The sequence below is a fragment of the Actinocorallia sp. A-T 12471 genome, assembly GCF_033875155.1.
Taxonomy (GTDB): domain Bacteria; phylum Actinomycetota; class Actinomycetes; order Streptosporangiales; family Streptosporangiaceae; genus Actinocorallia.
The window spans coordinates 567553-582551 of record NZ_JAWZTE010000001.1; the positions used below are offsets into that span (position 1 = coordinate 567553).

Here is a 14999-nt window from a genome sequence, read left to right on the forward strand (position 1 = left end):
GGCGGGCCAACGGCGGCGGGGGGCGCGTGGGGAACAATGGCCGGTGTGCAGTTGCAGCAGCTGGCCTACTTCGTCGCGGTGGCGGAGATCCGCCACTTCACGCAGGCGGCCGAGTCGCTCGGCATCGCCCAGCCTTCGCTGTCCAAGCAGATCCGGGCACTGGAGAAGGAACTGGGCGCGCCGCTGTTCAGCAGGGCGCGCGGCAACATCACCCTGACCCCCGCCGGAGACGTGCTCCTTCCGCTGGCCAAACGCATTCTCGCCGACGTCGACACCGCGCGCCTCGAGGTGCGCGAACTCGCCGGGCTCGTGCGCGGACGGGTGCGGCTCGGCGCGACCCCGTCGCTGTGCGCGGGCCTGCTCGCCGACGCGCTGCGCCGCTTCCACGACGCCTACCCGGGCATCGACCTCACCGTCGAGGAGGGCGGCTCCCGCGACCTCGTCCGCGACCTCACGCGCGGCTCGCTCGACCTCGCGATGGTGATCCTGCCCCTTGCCGACGACACGCCGCTGGTGACGACGCCGATACTGCGCGAGCACCTTGTGGTGGCGATGCCGTCGGAGCAGCGGCCGCGCAGATCACCGATGACGGTCGAGGACCTGCAGGGGCGCGACCTCGTCATGTTCCGGGTGGGCTACGACCTGCGCGACTCGACAATCGCCGCGTGCCGTCAGGCGGGGTTCGAGCCCAGGTACGCGGTCGAGGGCGGCGAGATGGACGCCGTCCTCAGGTTCGTGGAGGCGGGGCTGGGGATCGCCGTGGTGCCGTCGATGGTGCTGGCGGGCCGGCCGGGGCTGCGCGGGGTGCCGCTGTCGCCGGGCGAGAACGGCACGGTCGGCGACCGTCCTGGGCTCGAGCGCACGATCGCGATCGCGCACCGCAAGGACGTCGCGCCCACCCACGCCGCGCGCGCGTTCCGCGAGACGCTCGAGGGCTATCTCACCGACGCGGCCCGCGAAGGGTCGCTGCCGCCCGGCGTCCGCCATCTGACGTGATCACCCGCCGAAGTGGCGATCACCGGTTCCACGTCTCCCACAGGGCCGCGTAGGACCCGCCACGGCCGACGAGCTCGTCGTGTGTGCCGAGTTCGGTGATCTTCCCGTTCTCGACCACGGCGACCCTGTCCGCGTCGTGCGCGGTGTGCAGCCGGTGCGCGATCGCCACGACGGTCCTGCCGTGCAGCACCGCGCCCAGCGAGCGTTCCAGGCTGCGCGCGGTGCGCGGGTCGATCAGCGAGGTCGCCTCGTCGAGGACGAGGGTGTGCGGGTCGGCGAGGACAAGCCGGGCGAGCGCGAGCCGCTGCGCCTCGGCCGGGGTGAGCGCGCTGCCGCCCGACCCGACGACGGTGTCGAGGCCGGGGCCGGTCCAGCCGACGGCGTCGAGCGCGGCGCGCAGCTCGTCGTCGGGTGCCTCGCGGACGAGCGCGAGGTTGTCGCGCAGGGTCGCGTGGAACACGTGGTGCTCCTGGGTGACCAGCGCGATCCTGTGCCGCAGGCCGTCGAGGGGGAGGTCGGTGAGCGGGACCGAGCCGAGCGTCACCGCGCCGGTGCGGGGTCCGTCGATGCCCGCGAGCAGCCGCCCGAGCGTCGACTTGCCGGCCCCGGACGGCCCGACGACGGCGAGGCGCTCGCCGGGCACGAGGTCGAGGTCGACCCCGTGCAGCACGTCGCGCTCGGCATACGCGTAACGCACGTCCCGCGCCGCCAGATCCACGCCCGACGGGTCCGCGCCGGTGGGGGAGCGGTCGGGCGGCACCTCGGCCACGCCGAGCAGCCGGGCCAGGGACGCGCCGCCGAGCTGGAGGTCGTCGAGCTGGGTGAGCATGATGTTCAGCGGATACCCGAGCTGCTGCACGTACAGGGTCGCCGCGGTCACCTGGGCGAGCGAGACGTGCCCGTTCAGATAAAGGAGGCCGCCGAGCAGCAGGGTGCCGACGACCGGGAGCACGTAGCTCAGTTCAAGGGCCGGGTACCAGCGGGTGCGCAGGCCGAGCGAGTATTTCTCGGCCGTCCAGCTCGCGCGGATGCGCGCGTCGGTGAGGTCGCGGCGCTGCCCGTCGCGGCCGAACGCGGCGACGGTGCGCGCGCCGGTGACCGTCTCGGAGAACGCGTCGAGCAGCTCCGCCCACCGCTCGTCCTCGGTGAGGTAGGCGTTGAGCGCGCGGCGCAGGTACCAGCGGGTCGACAGCAGCAGCAGCGGCGTCACCGCGAGCGTCGGCAGCAGCAGGAGCGGCGAGGTCAGCGCGATCGCGACCGCGGTGAACAGCACGGTGACGCCGGAGATCAGCACATGCGGGACGGCGTCGCGGACCGCCTCCTCGAGCAGGTCGACGTCACGTGAGGCGCGGGTGAGCAGGTCGCCGGTGCCCGCGCGCTCGACCGTCGCCAGCGGCAGCCGCAGCGCCTGCCCGACGAACTCCTCGCGCAGGTCGGCGAGCACCCGCTCGCCGAGCGCCGCCGAAGCCGCGAACGCCGCGCGGGTGAGCAGCGCCTGGAGCACGGTGAACGCGGCGATCGACGCGGCCAGCACGTCGATCCTGCGGCCCGGGTCCTGCACGAGCTGGGCGAACAGCCACGGCACCGCGAGGCCGGAGACCGTCGCGAGCACCTGGAGCGCCACGACGCCCGCGAGCGCGCGCGGATAGCGCAGCACAAGCCGTCGGGCGTATGCCTTGGCCTGCGCCGCCGTCGCGATGGGCAGTTTCACGCCGCGCGCCCCCTCACTTGATCTCCCTGGTGACCTCGGCGCGGTAGCCGGGGGCCCCGGCCATCAGCTCGGCGTGCCGCCCCTCGGCGACGACCTTGCCCCGCTGGACGTGCACCACATGGTCGGCCGCCGCGAGCACCAGCGGGCTCTCGGTGAACACCACAGTCGTGCGGCCCGCCCGGTGCGCCCCGAGCCGCGCGGCGATCGCCGCCTCGGTGTGCGCGTCCACCGCGCTGGTCGGCTCGACCAGGACGAGCACCTCGGGGTCGGCCGCCAGCGCGCGGGCGAGCCGCAGCCTTTGCCGCTGCCCACCGGAGAACTCGCGTCCGGCTTCGGCCACCCTGCCCCCTTGCAACCCGCCCGCCTCGGCCACCACGTCCTCGGCGCACGCCGCAAGGACGGCCCGGGCGCGTACGTCGTCCGAGCCCTCGGGGAGCAGTTCCGCGCCGAGCGGACCGGTGAACAGCACGTCCTCGTTCGCCGCGTACAGGACGCGTCGGCGCAGCCCCTTCACCTCGGCCAACGGCACACCGCCGTACGTGACGCCGGAATCGTCGGTGTAGCCGGTCAGCCTTTCCGCGAGCGCGCCCGCGTCGCGGCCCGCCACCACGGCGGTGAGCGAGCCGGGCCTGACCCGCAGCCCTGAGACGTCGTCGCGCAGCTCGCCCCCGGACGGCTCGCGCACGCCGTCGCCCGGGTGCTCGGGCGTCATCCGCAGAATCCGCACCACCCGCGCGGCGGCCACATGGCCCTTGGCGAGCTGCCCCGCGGCCTCCCCGAGCACCCACAGCGGCGTCACGAGGAACGCCGCGTACCCGTAGCAGGCCACCAGCTGCCCGACGGTGATCTCGCCCGCCGCCGCGTACCGCGCGCCGAGCCAGGTGACCAGGGTGAGCAGCAGCCCGGGGAACAGCACGGCCGCCGCGTTCAGCCATGACTCGGCCCGGCCCGCGCGTGCGCCGGCCGCGCGCACCCGCTGCGACTCGGCCCTGAACCGCCGCTCGAACAGCGCCTCGCCGCCGATCCCGCGCAGCACCCGCAGTCCCGCGACGATGTCCGACGCCGTCGCCGTCATCGTGCCGGTCAGCTCGCGCCGCTCGCCCTGGCGGCGGTGGATCGGCCCGAGCAGCGGACCGCTCAGCGCCAGCACCGCGGGCACCCCGAGCAGCAGCACGAGCCCGAGCCTGACGTCGATGCCGAGCAGCACGACGGTCACCACGACGATCGACAGCGCCGCCCCGACCGCGCGTCCGCAGACCTCGACGACGGTGCCGAGCTTCGCCACGTCGCCGGTGCCGACCGCGATCACCTCGCCCGAGCTGATCCGGCGCGCGAGGGTGTCGCCGAGCCTTCCGGCCTGCCGGGAGACAAGCTGGACAGTCCGGTAGGCGGCCGACAGCCACACCAGGACCGACGCCTTGTGCTCGCGGGTGCGGGTGAACGCCAGCAGCAGGCCGAGACCGCACAGCACCGCGGCCCAGACGCCGAGCGCGCCCGCGTCGCGGCCGGTGATCCCCTCATCGATCGCCCTGCCGAGCACCGCGGGCATCAGCGCCTGCGCCGTCATCCCGCCGAGGCTCCACCCGGCCACCGCGGCGAGCACCGACGCGTCGGTACCGGCGAGCCAACCGAGGAACCGCCACGGCCCGGAGACGGACGGCGCGCCGGGGTCACCGGCCGGAAGGTCGCGCATCCCCCGACGTTAAGTAACCGGACGGCGACGGCGCCAATGGTTTTCCGCGGAACGGTTTTTCGCGTGTTGCGGCCTCCTCACGGCGGCCCCACGAGATCGTCACCGGGATGTGAGGGTCGGCACGGGCCCTGGTGGGGCTTGGAGGGCACGGGGATGGTTACCCTGCTTGGCATGAGCGACCGTCGCATCCTGTTCGTGCACGCCCATCCCGATGACGAGTCGATCGGTACGGGCGCGACCATGGCCCGGTATGCGGCGGAAGGAGCCAAGGTCACCCTCGTCACGTGCACGCTCGGTGAGGAGGGCGAGATCATCCCGCCCGAGCTCGCGGAGCTCGCCGCCGACCAGCGCGACGAACTCGGCGTCTACCGGATCGGGGAACTCGGCGCGGCCCTCGAGGCCCTGGGCGTCACCGACCACCGCTATCTGGGCGGCGCGGGCCGCTGGCGCGACTCGGGCATGGCGGGGGTTCCGTCGAACGAGCGGACCGAGGCGTTCTGGCAGGCCGACCTTGACGAGGCAGCCGGCCAGCTCGAAGAGGTGATCAAGGACGTGCGGCCGCAGGTCATGGTCACCTATGACGACAACGGCTACTACGGCCACCCCGACCACATCCAGGCACACCGGGTCGCCTGGCGCGCGTTCGAGCGCGCCAAGGGCACCGACTGGGAGGTCGCCAAGTTCTACGCGACGGCCATGCCCCGCTCGGTCATCGCCCGTTCCGTCGCCGTACTCCAGGCCGGAGGGCCCTTCCGCGGCCCGGCCTCGGTAGAGGAGGTCGCCTACGGCGTCCCCGACGACCAGGTGACCACCGCCATAGACGCCCGCGCGTACCTCCCGCGCAAGCTCGACGCGCTCGCCGCGCACCGCACCCAGATCACCGTCGCGGGCTCGCACTTCGCTCTCTCCGACAACGTCGGCCAGCAGGCGTTCGGCACCGAGTACTACACGCTGATCGCCGGTCCCAAGGGGCCGGTGGGGCCGGACGGGCGCGAGCACGACCTCTTCGGCGGGATAGCCTGAGCGTCCGTGGGAGGTCAGCGGGTGAACGCGCGCGGCGGTGACGCCGTCGCCCAGGGAGCGCTCTACGGGCTGCTCGCCCTCGGCGGCGCGCTCGTCGGGCTGATCGGCGCGTTCCAGTACGGCGCGAACCGGGCGTGGCCGATCGTGTCGTGCCTGCTCGTCCTCGCCGGCACGTTCGTCGCGGTCCGCGCGGCGGGCTGGGCCGCGGGCGCGCGCACCGGCGCGCTGGTCCCCGCGATCACCTGGATTCTCACCACCGGCGCGCTGTCGACCGCGCGCCCGGAAGGCGACGTGGTCGTCACGGGCGGTGCGGCGGGCCTGCTGTTCCTCTTCGGCGGCGCGGCCTCGGTGCTGCTCGCCGTGCTGCTCACCCCCGCGAACCGCTCGTTCCTCACAGGACTGCCCCATGACGCCCCCTCCCGATCCCGCTGAGTTCCGCCGGGTCATCGGCGCTTTCCCCACCGGCATCACCGTGGTGACGACCGTCGCCGCCGACGGCGTCGCGCACGCGATGACGATGAGCGCGTTCTCGTCGGTCTCTCTTGAGCCGCTGCTCGTGCTGTTCTGCGCGGAGAAGAAGGCGCGCTTCCACGACACGGTGCTCGCGCGCGAGACCTGGGCGGTGTCGATCCTCGGCGAGCACTCCGAGGCCGCCTCGTCGTGGTTCGCGACACGTGGGCGTCCGCTGGAAGGGCAGCTCGACGGGTGGGCGACCCATCCCGGGGCCGTCACCGGTAACCCGATCCTCGACGAGGCCATCGGCGCGTTGGAGTGCCGCACGTACGCCGTCCATGACGGGGGAGACCACAGCATCGTCGTCGGCGAGGTGCTCTCGGCGAGCACCCCTTCGGACGGCGGGCCGCTGCTGTACCACCGGGGTGCTTACCGCGCGCTCAAGCCCGAGTGACTCACAGCGCGTCGATCAGCCGCGAAAGCACGATCGACGTCTTGGTCTGCACGATCATCCGGTCGGTCCGCAGCCGTTCCAGGGTCTCCTCGAGATGGGCGATGTCCCTGGCCCGCAGGTGGACGAGCGCGTCGGGCTCCCCGCTGACGGTGTAACAGGCCACCGCCTCGGGATGGCGGCCCACGCTCGCCTTGATCTGCGCGGCCGAGGTGCCGCCCGCGCAGAAGATCTCCACGAACGCCTCGGTCGTCCAGCCGAGCGCGTCCGGGCTGACCAGCGCGCGGTACCCGGTGATCGCGCCGACCGCGCGCAGCCGGTCCACCCTGCGCTTGACGGCTGGGGCCGACAGGCCGACCTCGCCGCCGATCCGGGAATATGAGGTGCGGGCGTCGGCGATGAGCGACGCAAGGATGCGCCGGTCGATATCGTCAATTTGCAATGAATTGCCGTTCTAGCTGCTCTTTCCGCATTGGAGTGCTCTCCTCCGCGAGCCTAACCTGAGACGCATGACCGTTTCCTCAGAGCTGCGGACACTGTCCGACGAGCACGCCGCGCACACCTACCACCCGCTGCCCGTCGTGATCGCGACCGCCGAGGGCGTCTGGGTCACCGACGCCGACGGCCACCGCTACCTCGACATGCTCGCGGCCTACTCGGCGGTCAACTTCGGGCACCGCAACCCCCGCCTCACCGCCAAGGCCAAGGAGCAGCTCGACCGCGTCACCCTGGTCAGCCGGGCGTTCGAGCACGACAAGTTCGGCCCGTTCGTCACCGACCTCGCCGCCCTGTGCGGCAAGGACATGGTGCTGCCGATGAACTCGGGCGCTGAGGGCGTGGAGACGGCGATCAAGACCGCGCGCAAGTGGGGGTACGAGGTCAAGGGCGTGCCCGCCGACCAGGCGAACATCATCGTCTTCTCCGGCAACTTCCACGGCAGGACCACGACGATCATCTCCTTCTCCGACGACCCCGAGGCGCACGAGCACTACGGGCCCTACACGCCGGGCTTCCGGACCGTGCCCTACGGGGACATCGACGCCGTCCGTGCCGCGATCGACGGCTCGACCGTCGGCGTCCTCGTGGAGCCGATCCAGGGGGAGGCGGGCGTCAACGTGCCCCCGGACGGCTTCCTGCGGGCCCTGCGCGCGCTGTGCACCGAGGCGAACGTGCTGATGATCGACGACGAGATCCAGGCGGGGCTCGGCCGCGCGGGGGACACCTTCGCGGCGCAGCACGAGGACGTCGTCCCGGACATCTACATCCTCGGCAAGGCGCTCGGCGGAGGGATCATGCCAGTCTCCGCCGTCGTGGCGGACCGTGACGTCCTGGGCGTCTTCCAGCCTGGGCAGCACGGGTCGACGTTCGGCGGGAACCCGCTGGCGTGCGCGATCGGGCGCGAGGTCGTCGCGATCCTCAAGGAGGGCACGTACCAGCGGCACTCCAAGGAGCTCGGCGCGTACATGCACGAGCGGCTCGCGACGTTCACCGGCGTCGCGTCGGTCTCCGGGCGCGGCCTTTGGGCGGGGCTGCACCTCGACCGCAAGGCGCGGCCGGTGTCCGAGCGGCTCATGGAACTCGGCGTGCTGGCCAAGGAGACCCACGAGACGACGATCCGGCTCGCGCCGCCGCTCAGCATCACCCGCGAGGAGCTCGACTGGGCGCTCGACCAGGTCGAGACCGCGCTCGCCGACCACTGACGCGGGGTACCCGCCGGTAACCCCCGGCTGCGCCATTGCCTACGATGCCGCCATGACCTTCGCGACCGCCGACCTCATCGACGACTTCGACGCCGAGCTCGCCAGCTGCGAGACCCAGTTCCGCCAGTACGGCGGCAGAACCGAGTTCTCCGGACAGATCACCACGATCCGCTGCTTCCGCGACAACGGGCTCGTCAAGCGGACCCTGAACACACCGGGCGAGGGGCGCGTCCTCGTGGTGGACGGGGGCGCGTCCCTCGCGTCCGCGCTGTGCGGCGACCTCATCGCCAAGGCCGCCGTGGACAACGGCTGGTCCGGCGTCGTCATCAACGGCGCGGTCCGCGACGCCGTCACCCTCGCGACCCTGCCGATCGGGCTCAAGGCGCTCGGGTCCAACCCGCGCAAGAGCGCCAAGGACGCCGCAGGCGAGGTCGACGTGCCCGTCGAGTTCGGCGGCGTCGAGTTCAGGCCCGGCGCGTGGCTGTACAGCGACGCCGACGGCATCGTCGTCGCCGACCGGGACGTGCTTGCGGGCTAGCCGGTTCTGGAGGTCCGGTTCTAGAGGTTCGCCTTCTGCAGGAAGGCGGCGAACTCGCCGAGCGTCATCTTCCCGTCCTGGCTGAGGTCGGCCGCCACCATCACCTCCACGACCCTTGACGTGCTCGCCTCCTTGCCGAGCGCCCGCATGAGGTTGCCGAGTTCGCCGACGTCGATGAAGCCGTCGCCGTCGGCGTCGATGAGGTCGAAGGTTGCCTTGTACTCGTGTGCGTTGATCTCGTTCGTCACCCGCCGCACGGTATCGAATCCCCCATGGGACCGAGAAGAGCACCTTTTGTCATCGCGTCGCGACGTAAGGTGACCGCATGGTGTTGCACTCGCTACTGCGGCGCGAACCCCGGGGCCTGCTGCGCCGCCCGCCCTCCGCCGCGACCGCCGAGGCGGTCCGCCGCGAGCTTCGCCTGCCCAAGGGCCGCACCGTCCGGAGCGCGGGAGGCAGGGTCAGGATCGACGGCGGCTGGAACGCCCGCTGGCTCGCCGCGCGGCTCATCGCCGAACTCCCCTCGACCCTGCGCGTCGAGCAGTACGGCGAGGAGATCGTCATCGCGGGGGCGCCGTCGCGCGCGCACGACAGGATGGTCGAGGCCGTCGCCGATCGGATCACGCCGGCGGCCAAAGAGCGTGAGTGGGCAGTCCGGTGCGACGCGACGGTCCTCATGCCCGCCGGCGGCGCGTACGTCAGGCCCGACCTCGTGTGCGTGCGACCGGGATCGGCCTGGCAGGGGGACGTCGTGCTGGGGTCGGACCTCGCGTTGGTCGTCGAGGTGGCCGCCGCGCCGGACGCGGCCGACGACCGTGAGCTCAAGCGGCGCTTCTACGCGACGGCCGGAGTGTCCTGTTACGTCCTGCTCGACCTGGAGCGCGGGGACGCCGTCCTGTACGACATCCCCTGCGAGGGCGACTACCACCACCAGAGCGACGCGCCCCTCGGCGCGGCCCTGACGCTGCCGTTCGACGCGGTGCTCGACACCTCGGTGCCCGACGGGCCATACCGGCACGGCATGTGAGCTGCGGGACCTACCGTGCTGATCGCACCATGTGAGCATGATGCGACATCTGGTGACAGGGGTGCTGGCGGTCGCCGCGCTCACCGCGTGCGGCGGCGCGCGGGACGTCCCGCCGCCCAGCGCGCCGACGGGGCCATCCGGGCCGTCGGGGCCGTCGGGGGTTGTTGTGCCGGGGACCGCGCCGGTTGAGGCTGTGCCGTCGGGGGAGACGAAGACGCCGAAGCCACGGCGTTCTGACGCGCCCGCGACGCCCGTCGTCAACCCGACGGGGAGCGCCGTTCCGGCCACCCCGCCGCCGCTTCCGCCCGTCCCGGCGTGGACCGCGCCCGTCCTGCAGCCCGGTGACGTCCCGTGAGCGCTGTAATGCGTCGATCTTGTGGCCTGGACGTGATCAACCGCTGGTTATCGTGCCGTCACCGGAGAGAGGAAACACAGACGATGACCGAGCAGGGAACGTCAAAGGGCCGCCGGATCTCCGGCGACCAGAGAGAGGAACTCGCCCGCATCGCCGTCGAGCAGTACGCGGCGGGGCGCAGTATCCGGGCATTGGCCGCAGAGCTGGGGCGCTCTTACGGCTTCATCCACAAGCTGCTCGTCGAGTCCGGCGTGGCGCTTCGTGGACGAGGGGGCAATAACCGGGCCAAGAAGGACTGAAGCCCGGCAAGCACAATTGACACGGTCCTGCGGGAGGGAAAACCTCGCCCGTATGGACCGTGTCCGCCCGCTCGCGCCGGGGCTGCTGGTACTCCTCGGGCTGGCAGCCTCGGCCATCGTCCTCACCTTCCTCCAGACGGCCTCCGGCTGGGTCGGCCCCGCCGTCCTCGCCCTCCTGCTCACCATCGCCGTCCAACCCCTGCGCGGATGGCTCGGCCGCCTCGGCGCACCCGACTGGGTCCGCTTCCTCGTCCCCCTCCTCACCGTCCTCGTCTTCCTCGTCTGCATGGGCGTCGCCATCGCCCTGGCCATCACCCAGCTCATCTCGCTGCTCCCGGCCCACTCCGACAAGTTCACCCAGATGGCCGACAAGACCATCGCCTGGCTCTCCAGCCTCGGCATCGACACCTCGGACCTCTGGTCCCGCGCCAGCCGCCTGGACCCCGCAAACCTCGTCCCCTACCTACAAACCGCCCTGAACGGCCTACTCAACGTAGGCTCCGCCGGCGTCCTCCTAGTAACCCTCCTGGTAGCCATGTCCCTAGACGCAGGCTCCCTCTCAACCGAACTAACCCGCCTAGAACCCGCCAAACCCGAACTCGTCCGCGCCCTACGCGGCGTCGTCCGAGACACCTACAGCTACCTCAAAGTCTCCACAATCTTCGGCGCCCTAATGGCCGTCCTGGACATAATCGTCCTCTACCTCCTCTCCGTCCCCCTCCCCTGGCTCTGGGGCCTCCTGGCCTTCATAGCCAACTACATCCCCACCCTAGGCTTCCTCCTAGCCCTAATCCCCCCGGCACTACTCACCCTGGTAATAGCAGGCCCCGCAAAAGCCGCCCTAGTAGTAATCGCCTACATAGCCATAAATTTCATCACCCAGTCCCTACTACTCCCCAAATTCCTCTCCGGCGCAGTGGGCCTCTCCGTAACCCTAACAATGCTCTCCCTAATAGTCTGGACCTCAACCCTAGGCCCCCTAGGCGCCCTCCTAGCCGTCCCCCTAACCCTCATGGTCCGCGCCCTCCTCCTAGACATAGACCCCGCCAAGCGCTGGGCCGGCCGCCTCCTAACCGGCTCCACCCCCCGCCCCTAACCAAACCTCCCCAACTGCCCCTCCAACAACTCCACAGCCTTCTCCTCCAGTTCCTTCGAAGACTTATTTGGCCTAAGCCTCTGCACGTACATAGAACTAAAGACGACGTTTCCGCGCTGCGCGAAGTCAATTATAAGATGTCGGACATTGACGATGCTTACCCAGGTTGGATATGTGACAGTCTCGACAGCTCTAATATGATTCCAGCCATCGAGTGTTTCCTCGGATGATGACCACTTGTCAAGGTGTGAAACTGTGACCTTGCCATTCGGTAGTTTTTTGGAAGGAAACTCCTTCTCCTCAGGGCATCCGGCGACCTTCTTTCTGATGGTGGTCATGGCGCTTAGAGCATCCGTTGATGTGTCGTAGACTGCGACCAGTCGTGCGTAGTTCGCTCCGGTTGTCTGAAACTTTGGTTCGCCAAATTTATCAGCGATGACGGGCGGCTCTTTTGGAATCTTGATCTTGGCACCGGAGCATGAGCGTAGTTCCCCCTCGCTGAAAGCTTCAGGAAGTGGTCCTTTGCTCCACTTTTTACCCAAGTCGTGCTGTGTGATCACTGAATTTCGGACATGTTCGACAGAATAAAAAGGTTCTAGAATTGTTTGTGACGCTTTAGGTGCTTCGGGGGATTTGTCTTTTTCTTTGCTGCATGACGAAGTAGCAGCAATCGCAATAGCTATGGCGGCAGCGTAAATCCGGCTGAGTCGACTGGTCGAATATGAAGAAATAATTTCAGTCATCGTTGGCTTCGGCCTGTATTTCGTCGACCACAAAATCAATTTCGGCAGGTGCAGACTCGTATGCCAAGTCGATGTCGCCACCGGGCGTGGGGCAGTTCTCTATGCACTGCCAGGTGACCTTCCATACCGGTGTCGCCGTGATCGCAAATGCTTCCACACCGTGGTATGCCGATGATGTCTTGAAATAGTAGTCGCATACTGCCCCGGGTCCGACACCGTTGGGACGTCCAAGGCCATCGCATATCAACTCGTCTTCGACCAGGTTCCATACGACCTGGACAAGCTCAGCCTGTGCTGCGACAGCTTGCGGTTGTACTCCTTCGGCTGCTCCGACGGCAGCTTCGACGTTGATGATCTCAGGTGTTCCAGGGTCAAGCCAGAATGATGTCTTGATCCTGACGTAAGACTCGGGGTCGGGTGCTGTTCCGATGACGGGAATGGGAAACTCTATCTCGTTGAATGCCATTGCTATGGCGTCTTCGATATCTGGCTGTGGTGCAGGCTGCTCGGGATCAACATCTGGCAGCTCGAAGTCTTCATCGTCTTCGAGACCCTCGCCAGGACCGTTTCCGCCACCACCGCCACCGCCACCGCCACCGCCACCTCCCCCTCCGGGGTTCCCTCCTTCTGCTCCGCAACCAAGAGTTCCGTTCAGTTCACACGGGCCACCGAACGCGGCTGGAGCTACAAGAAACGAGGTGAAAGAAAACACGATCGCTGTCATAGCAAGGCGGTATATGCTGGAGATCTTTCGGGGGATTAGCATGGCTTTCCCTTTTTGGCCTCGGAGGCATTCCAGGTGGTGCCGTCATACACGAATATGACGGAATAGCCGAATGTGGTGCTCTTCTTGGTGCCGCCGGTTCTTTTGCCGGTCTTGGCAGAGAACCTGAAGGCTCCCAGGGTGCGAATGCAGTCGATCACTGCGATTTTTGTCAGATTGCTGGAACGCTTTTGGATCTTGGGGTTTAGGAGGTTTCGGAAGCGCCAGATGTGGCCGGCGTTGTGGGTTTTGGTTACGTCTTTGGTGATTATGGTGAGGAGGGGGTCGGTGGCTACGTCGGCCAGGGGGGTGGGGTCGCCGGTGGCGTAGGCCTGTTCGTAGGTTTTTTGGTAGAGGCGGTAGCGGTCGAGGACGATCTTGTCGGCTTCGGCCTTGGTGACGGTGGGGGCGGTGGGGAGGGGGGCGGCGGGGGCCGCCTGGGGGGCCTTCGTGCCGGACGGGTTGAAGGCGCCGGAGTCCGAGGGGGGTGCGGCGGAGCAGGACACGCCGGACGGGATGAGCACGCTGATGAGTGCGATCGGCGGAAGGAATCGGGCTTTCATCATGGAGTTCGCTCATTCCGACGTGCTGGGATAACGCACGACCGGAGCCTACAGATCCGTCAGATCGCTGTTAACCCCTACGACTCAAGCGTTATCGACGGTTCATCGGGGGGCGTGGCATGGTGGGGGTGGGGGGATCGGTGGGGATTCTTCTGGGGGGATTGGGACTATTGGGGTAGGAGGGACTTGAGTGGATAACGCGGCGCGGCATGTGCTGGGTGGGGTTGTGGGGCTTGTGGTGTGGGCTCCGCTGGTGCTCGGCGGGGGGTGGGCGGTGAACGAGGTGATGAGCGCGATGATGCGGTATGCGCTCGGGGCCGAGGACACGGTGCCCGGGGTCCTCGGGCTCGCGGTGTGCGGGGCGGTGGTGGGGGTGCTGTGCGGGTCGCGGATCTCGCCGCTTGCCTCGCTGGTGCCCGGGGTGTTGACGAGCGTCGTCGCGCTGGGCTGGATCGCCGCGCCGAGGCAGGGGACCGAGCTGCTCGACCTCGTGCTGCCGTTGACGATGATGCGGGCGACGCAGACGTTCATCTACTCGGGGACGATGCTGTTCCTCGGGTTCCTGCTGATCGCGGCGTCGCTGCCGCCGTCGCGGTGGCGGGCGCGGGTGGTGCTGCCGCCGCCGTTGCCGCCGGGGGCGCCGGTGCCGTTGCCGTTCGGCGGCCCGGCGGGTCCTGCCGCGCCGCGCCCGAACGTGGCGGGCCCGTCGGGGACTGTGCCGCCGCCGCATCCGCCGCATGTGCCTCCGGCCGGTCCGGGGCCCGAGGGGTCGCCGTGGGCGGGTCCGGAGCAGGGCAGGGAGGAGCGGTGACGGAGGTGCGCTCCGAAGGCGGCGTCGCGGTGGTGCGGCCCAAGGGCGACGTCGACGTGTCCACCGCGCCCGCCCTGCGCGCCGAGCTCGAGCGGATGATCGCCGACGGGACCCGCGCGTTCGTCATCGACCTCGCGGACGTGACGTTCCTGGACAGCACGGGCATGGCGGTGTTCGTCGGCGTCTGGCAGAGGTTGCGCAACGAGGGCGGTTCGTTCGCGCTCGCCGCCGCGACGCGCAGGGTGGCCGAGCCGCTCCGGCTGACCCGTCTCGACAGGTCGCTGAATCTGAGTGAAACGGTCGAGGAGGCGCTGCGCGGTAGATGATCGAACTGGCGTTCGGCCGCTAAATCGGATAAACCGGACGTATGTTCGAAGGCAAGCGATGCCGGTCCCGCCGGTAGTGCGGTACCGGCTCACCGGGGGAGCGGCCTACCTGCTGGCCTGGGGACGCCGTCCCGACAGTTCCTGGTGGGCGCTGCTGGTGTGGCTGGAGACCGCCGGCGACGGGTGCCGCGGCTCACGCGCCTGGGTGGTCGCCGCCGACGTCGCAAGGCTGCCGGGCGAGGACTACGCCAAGGTGCCGCGCCGGGAGCTGCCCCCCGAGAAGAACCGCGACCGCACCGACGCCCGCGATCCCGGACGCCTCAGCCGCGCCGCCGACCGGGCGCGCCGTGCGGCACGGCTGCCCGCGCGTCCCGAGCCCGATTTCTGACCCTCCCGTGCCCCCCGGAGCGGCACGCCGCCCGGACGGGTGGGCCCTCCTCAGTACCCGGCT

General features: G+C 69.5%; 20 protein-coding genes. 13 read left to right on the top strand and 7 right to left on the bottom strand.

Translation table 11 applies throughout. The features are described from left to right. The first annotated feature begins 45 nt into the window (after positions 1 to 45). Positions 46 to 996, top strand: a complete 951-nt coding sequence (locus tag R9X44_RS02650; protein WP_319812306.1) for a LysR family transcriptional regulator — start codon at positions 46 to 48, stop codon at positions 994 to 996. Positions 997 to 1015: 19 nt separating this feature from the next. Here the strand turns inward: R9X44_RS02650 and R9X44_RS02655 are convergent, their stop codons facing one another. Together R9X44_RS02655 and R9X44_RS02660 are read right to left on the bottom strand one after the other, a co-directional pair. Beyond that, positions 1016 to 2707, bottom strand: coding sequence for an ABC transporter ATP-binding protein (locus R9X44_RS02655; protein ID WP_319812307.1), 1692 nt, complete (start codon positions 2705 to 2707; stop codon positions 1016 to 1018). A gap of 13 nt (positions 2708 to 2720) precedes the next feature. Beyond that, the gene (locus R9X44_RS02660) at positions 2721 to 4400 is read right to left on the bottom strand and encodes an ABC transporter ATP-binding protein (protein WP_319812308.1); all 1680 of its coding nucleotides are present in this window, start codon (positions 4398 to 4400) and stop codon (positions 2721 to 2723) included. 171 nt (positions 4401 to 4571) lie between these two features. On the opposite strand from R9X44_RS02660, the gene mshB reads away from it, so the two are divergent. The 3 genes from mshB to R9X44_RS02675 are packed head-to-tail and all read left to right on the top strand — an operon-like array spanning position 4572 to position 6330. Beyond that, a complete protein-coding gene (gene mshB, locus R9X44_RS02665; RefSeq protein WP_319812309.1) occupies positions 4572 to 5423 on the top strand; it encodes an N-acetyl-1-D-myo-inositol-2-amino-2-deoxy-alpha-D-glucopyranoside deacetylase in 852 nt (283 codons plus the stop codon). Between the two features lie 6 nt (positions 5424 to 5429). Then, positions 5430 to 5855 (top strand): DUF6113 family protein, encoded by a 426-nt coding sequence (locus R9X44_RS02670; protein ID WP_319812310.1) that lies wholly within the window; start codon positions 5430 to 5432, stop codon positions 5853 to 5855. Continuing rightward, a complete protein-coding gene (locus R9X44_RS02675; protein WP_319812311.1) occupies positions 5830 to 6330 on the top strand; it encodes a flavin reductase family protein in 501 nt (166 codons plus the stop codon). Before R9X44_RS02670 ends, R9X44_RS02675 begins: the two co-directional genes overlap by 26 nt. A 1-nt stretch (position 6331) precedes the next feature. Here the strand turns inward: R9X44_RS02675 and R9X44_RS02680 are convergent, their stop codons facing one another. Then, the gene (locus R9X44_RS02680; RefSeq protein WP_319812312.1) at positions 6332 to 6769 is read right to left on the bottom strand and encodes an Lrp/AsnC family transcriptional regulator; all 438 of its coding nucleotides are present in this window, start codon (positions 6767 to 6769) and stop codon (positions 6332 to 6334) included. Between the two features lie 67 nt (positions 6770 to 6836). Between R9X44_RS02680 and rocD the strand changes: the two genes are divergently transcribed. Continuing rightward, positions 6837 to 8027, top strand: coding sequence for an ornithine--oxo-acid transaminase (rocD, locus tag R9X44_RS02685; protein ID WP_319812313.1), 1191 nt, complete (start codon positions 6837 to 6839; stop codon positions 8025 to 8027). 52 nt (positions 8028 to 8079) lie between these two features. Then, positions 8080 to 8565: a ribonuclease E activity regulator RraA gene (gene rraA, locus R9X44_RS02690; RefSeq protein WP_319812314.1), complete on the top strand. Its 486-nt coding sequence runs from the start codon at positions 8080 to 8082 to the stop codon at positions 8563 to 8565. A 20-nt stretch (positions 8566 to 8585) separates the two neighbouring features. Here the strand turns inward: rraA and R9X44_RS02695 are convergent, their stop codons facing one another. After that, entirely contained in the window at positions 8586 to 8813 is a 228-nt protein-coding gene (locus R9X44_RS02695; protein WP_319812315.1) for an EF-hand domain-containing protein, read from the bottom strand. A 77-nt stretch (positions 8814 to 8890) separates the two neighbouring features. Here R9X44_RS02695 and R9X44_RS02700 point away from each other — a divergent pair, with 77 nt between their 5' ends. From R9X44_RS02700 to R9X44_RS02715, 4 genes are all read left to right on the top strand, one after another. Beyond that, on the top strand, positions 8891 to 9592 hold the full coding sequence (locus R9X44_RS02700; RefSeq protein WP_319812316.1) for a Uma2 family endonuclease: 702 nt from the start codon (positions 8891 to 8893) through the stop codon (positions 9590 to 9592). 37 nt (positions 9593 to 9629) lie between these two features. Beyond that, the gene (locus tag R9X44_RS02705; protein ID WP_319812317.1) at positions 9630 to 9947 is read left to right on the top strand and encodes a hypothetical protein; all 318 of its coding nucleotides are present in this window, start codon (positions 9630 to 9632) and stop codon (positions 9945 to 9947) included. A gap of 83 nt (positions 9948 to 10030) precedes the next feature. Then, positions 10031 to 10246 carry a helix-turn-helix domain-containing protein gene (locus tag R9X44_RS02710; RefSeq protein ID WP_319812318.1) on the top strand — a complete coding sequence of 72 codons (216 nt, stop codon included), beginning with the start codon at positions 10031 to 10033 and terminating at the stop codon, positions 10244 to 10246. Positions 10247 to 10298: 52 nt separating this feature from the next. After that, positions 10299 to 11342, top strand: a complete 1044-nt coding sequence (locus tag R9X44_RS02715) for an AI-2E family transporter (protein WP_319812319.1) — start codon at positions 10299 to 10301, stop codon at positions 11340 to 11342. Here the strand turns inward: R9X44_RS02715 and R9X44_RS02720 are convergent. The 3 genes from R9X44_RS02720 to R9X44_RS02730 form a co-directional block, all read right to left on the bottom strand. After that, positions 11339 to 11902 (bottom strand): hypothetical protein, encoded by a 564-nt coding sequence (locus R9X44_RS02720; RefSeq protein ID WP_319812320.1) that lies wholly within the window; start codon positions 11900 to 11902, stop codon positions 11339 to 11341. The two genes, R9X44_RS02715 and R9X44_RS02720, sit on opposite strands and share 4 nt — an antisense overlap. 175 nt (positions 11903 to 12077) lie before the next feature. Next, a complete protein-coding gene (locus R9X44_RS02725) occupies positions 12078 to 12809 on the bottom strand; it encodes a hypothetical protein (protein ID WP_319812321.1) in 732 nt (243 codons plus the stop codon). 35 nt (positions 12810 to 12844) lie between these two features. Next, positions 12845 to 13414, bottom strand: coding sequence for a hypothetical protein (locus tag R9X44_RS02730; RefSeq protein ID WP_319812322.1), 570 nt, complete (start codon positions 13412 to 13414; stop codon positions 12845 to 12847). A 187-nt stretch (positions 13415 to 13601) separates the two neighbouring features. Here R9X44_RS02730 and R9X44_RS02735 point away from each other — a divergent pair, with 187 nt between their 5' ends. The 3 genes from R9X44_RS02735 to R9X44_RS02745 are packed head-to-tail and all read left to right on the top strand — an operon-like array spanning position 13602 to position 14936. Next, on the top strand, positions 13602 to 14222 hold the full coding sequence (locus R9X44_RS02735; protein WP_319812323.1) for a hypothetical protein: 621 nt from the start codon (positions 13602 to 13604) through the stop codon (positions 14220 to 14222). Then, positions 14219 to 14548, top strand: coding sequence for an STAS domain-containing protein (locus R9X44_RS02740; protein ID WP_319812324.1), 330 nt, complete (start codon positions 14219 to 14221; stop codon positions 14546 to 14548). Before R9X44_RS02735 ends, R9X44_RS02740 begins: the two co-directional genes overlap by 4 nt. A gap of 58 nt (positions 14549 to 14606) precedes the next feature. Further along, positions 14607 to 14936, top strand: a complete 330-nt coding sequence (locus tag R9X44_RS02745; RefSeq protein WP_319812325.1) for a hypothetical protein — start codon at positions 14607 to 14609, stop codon at positions 14934 to 14936. The last annotated feature ends 63 nt before the right edge of the window (positions 14937 to 14999 follow it).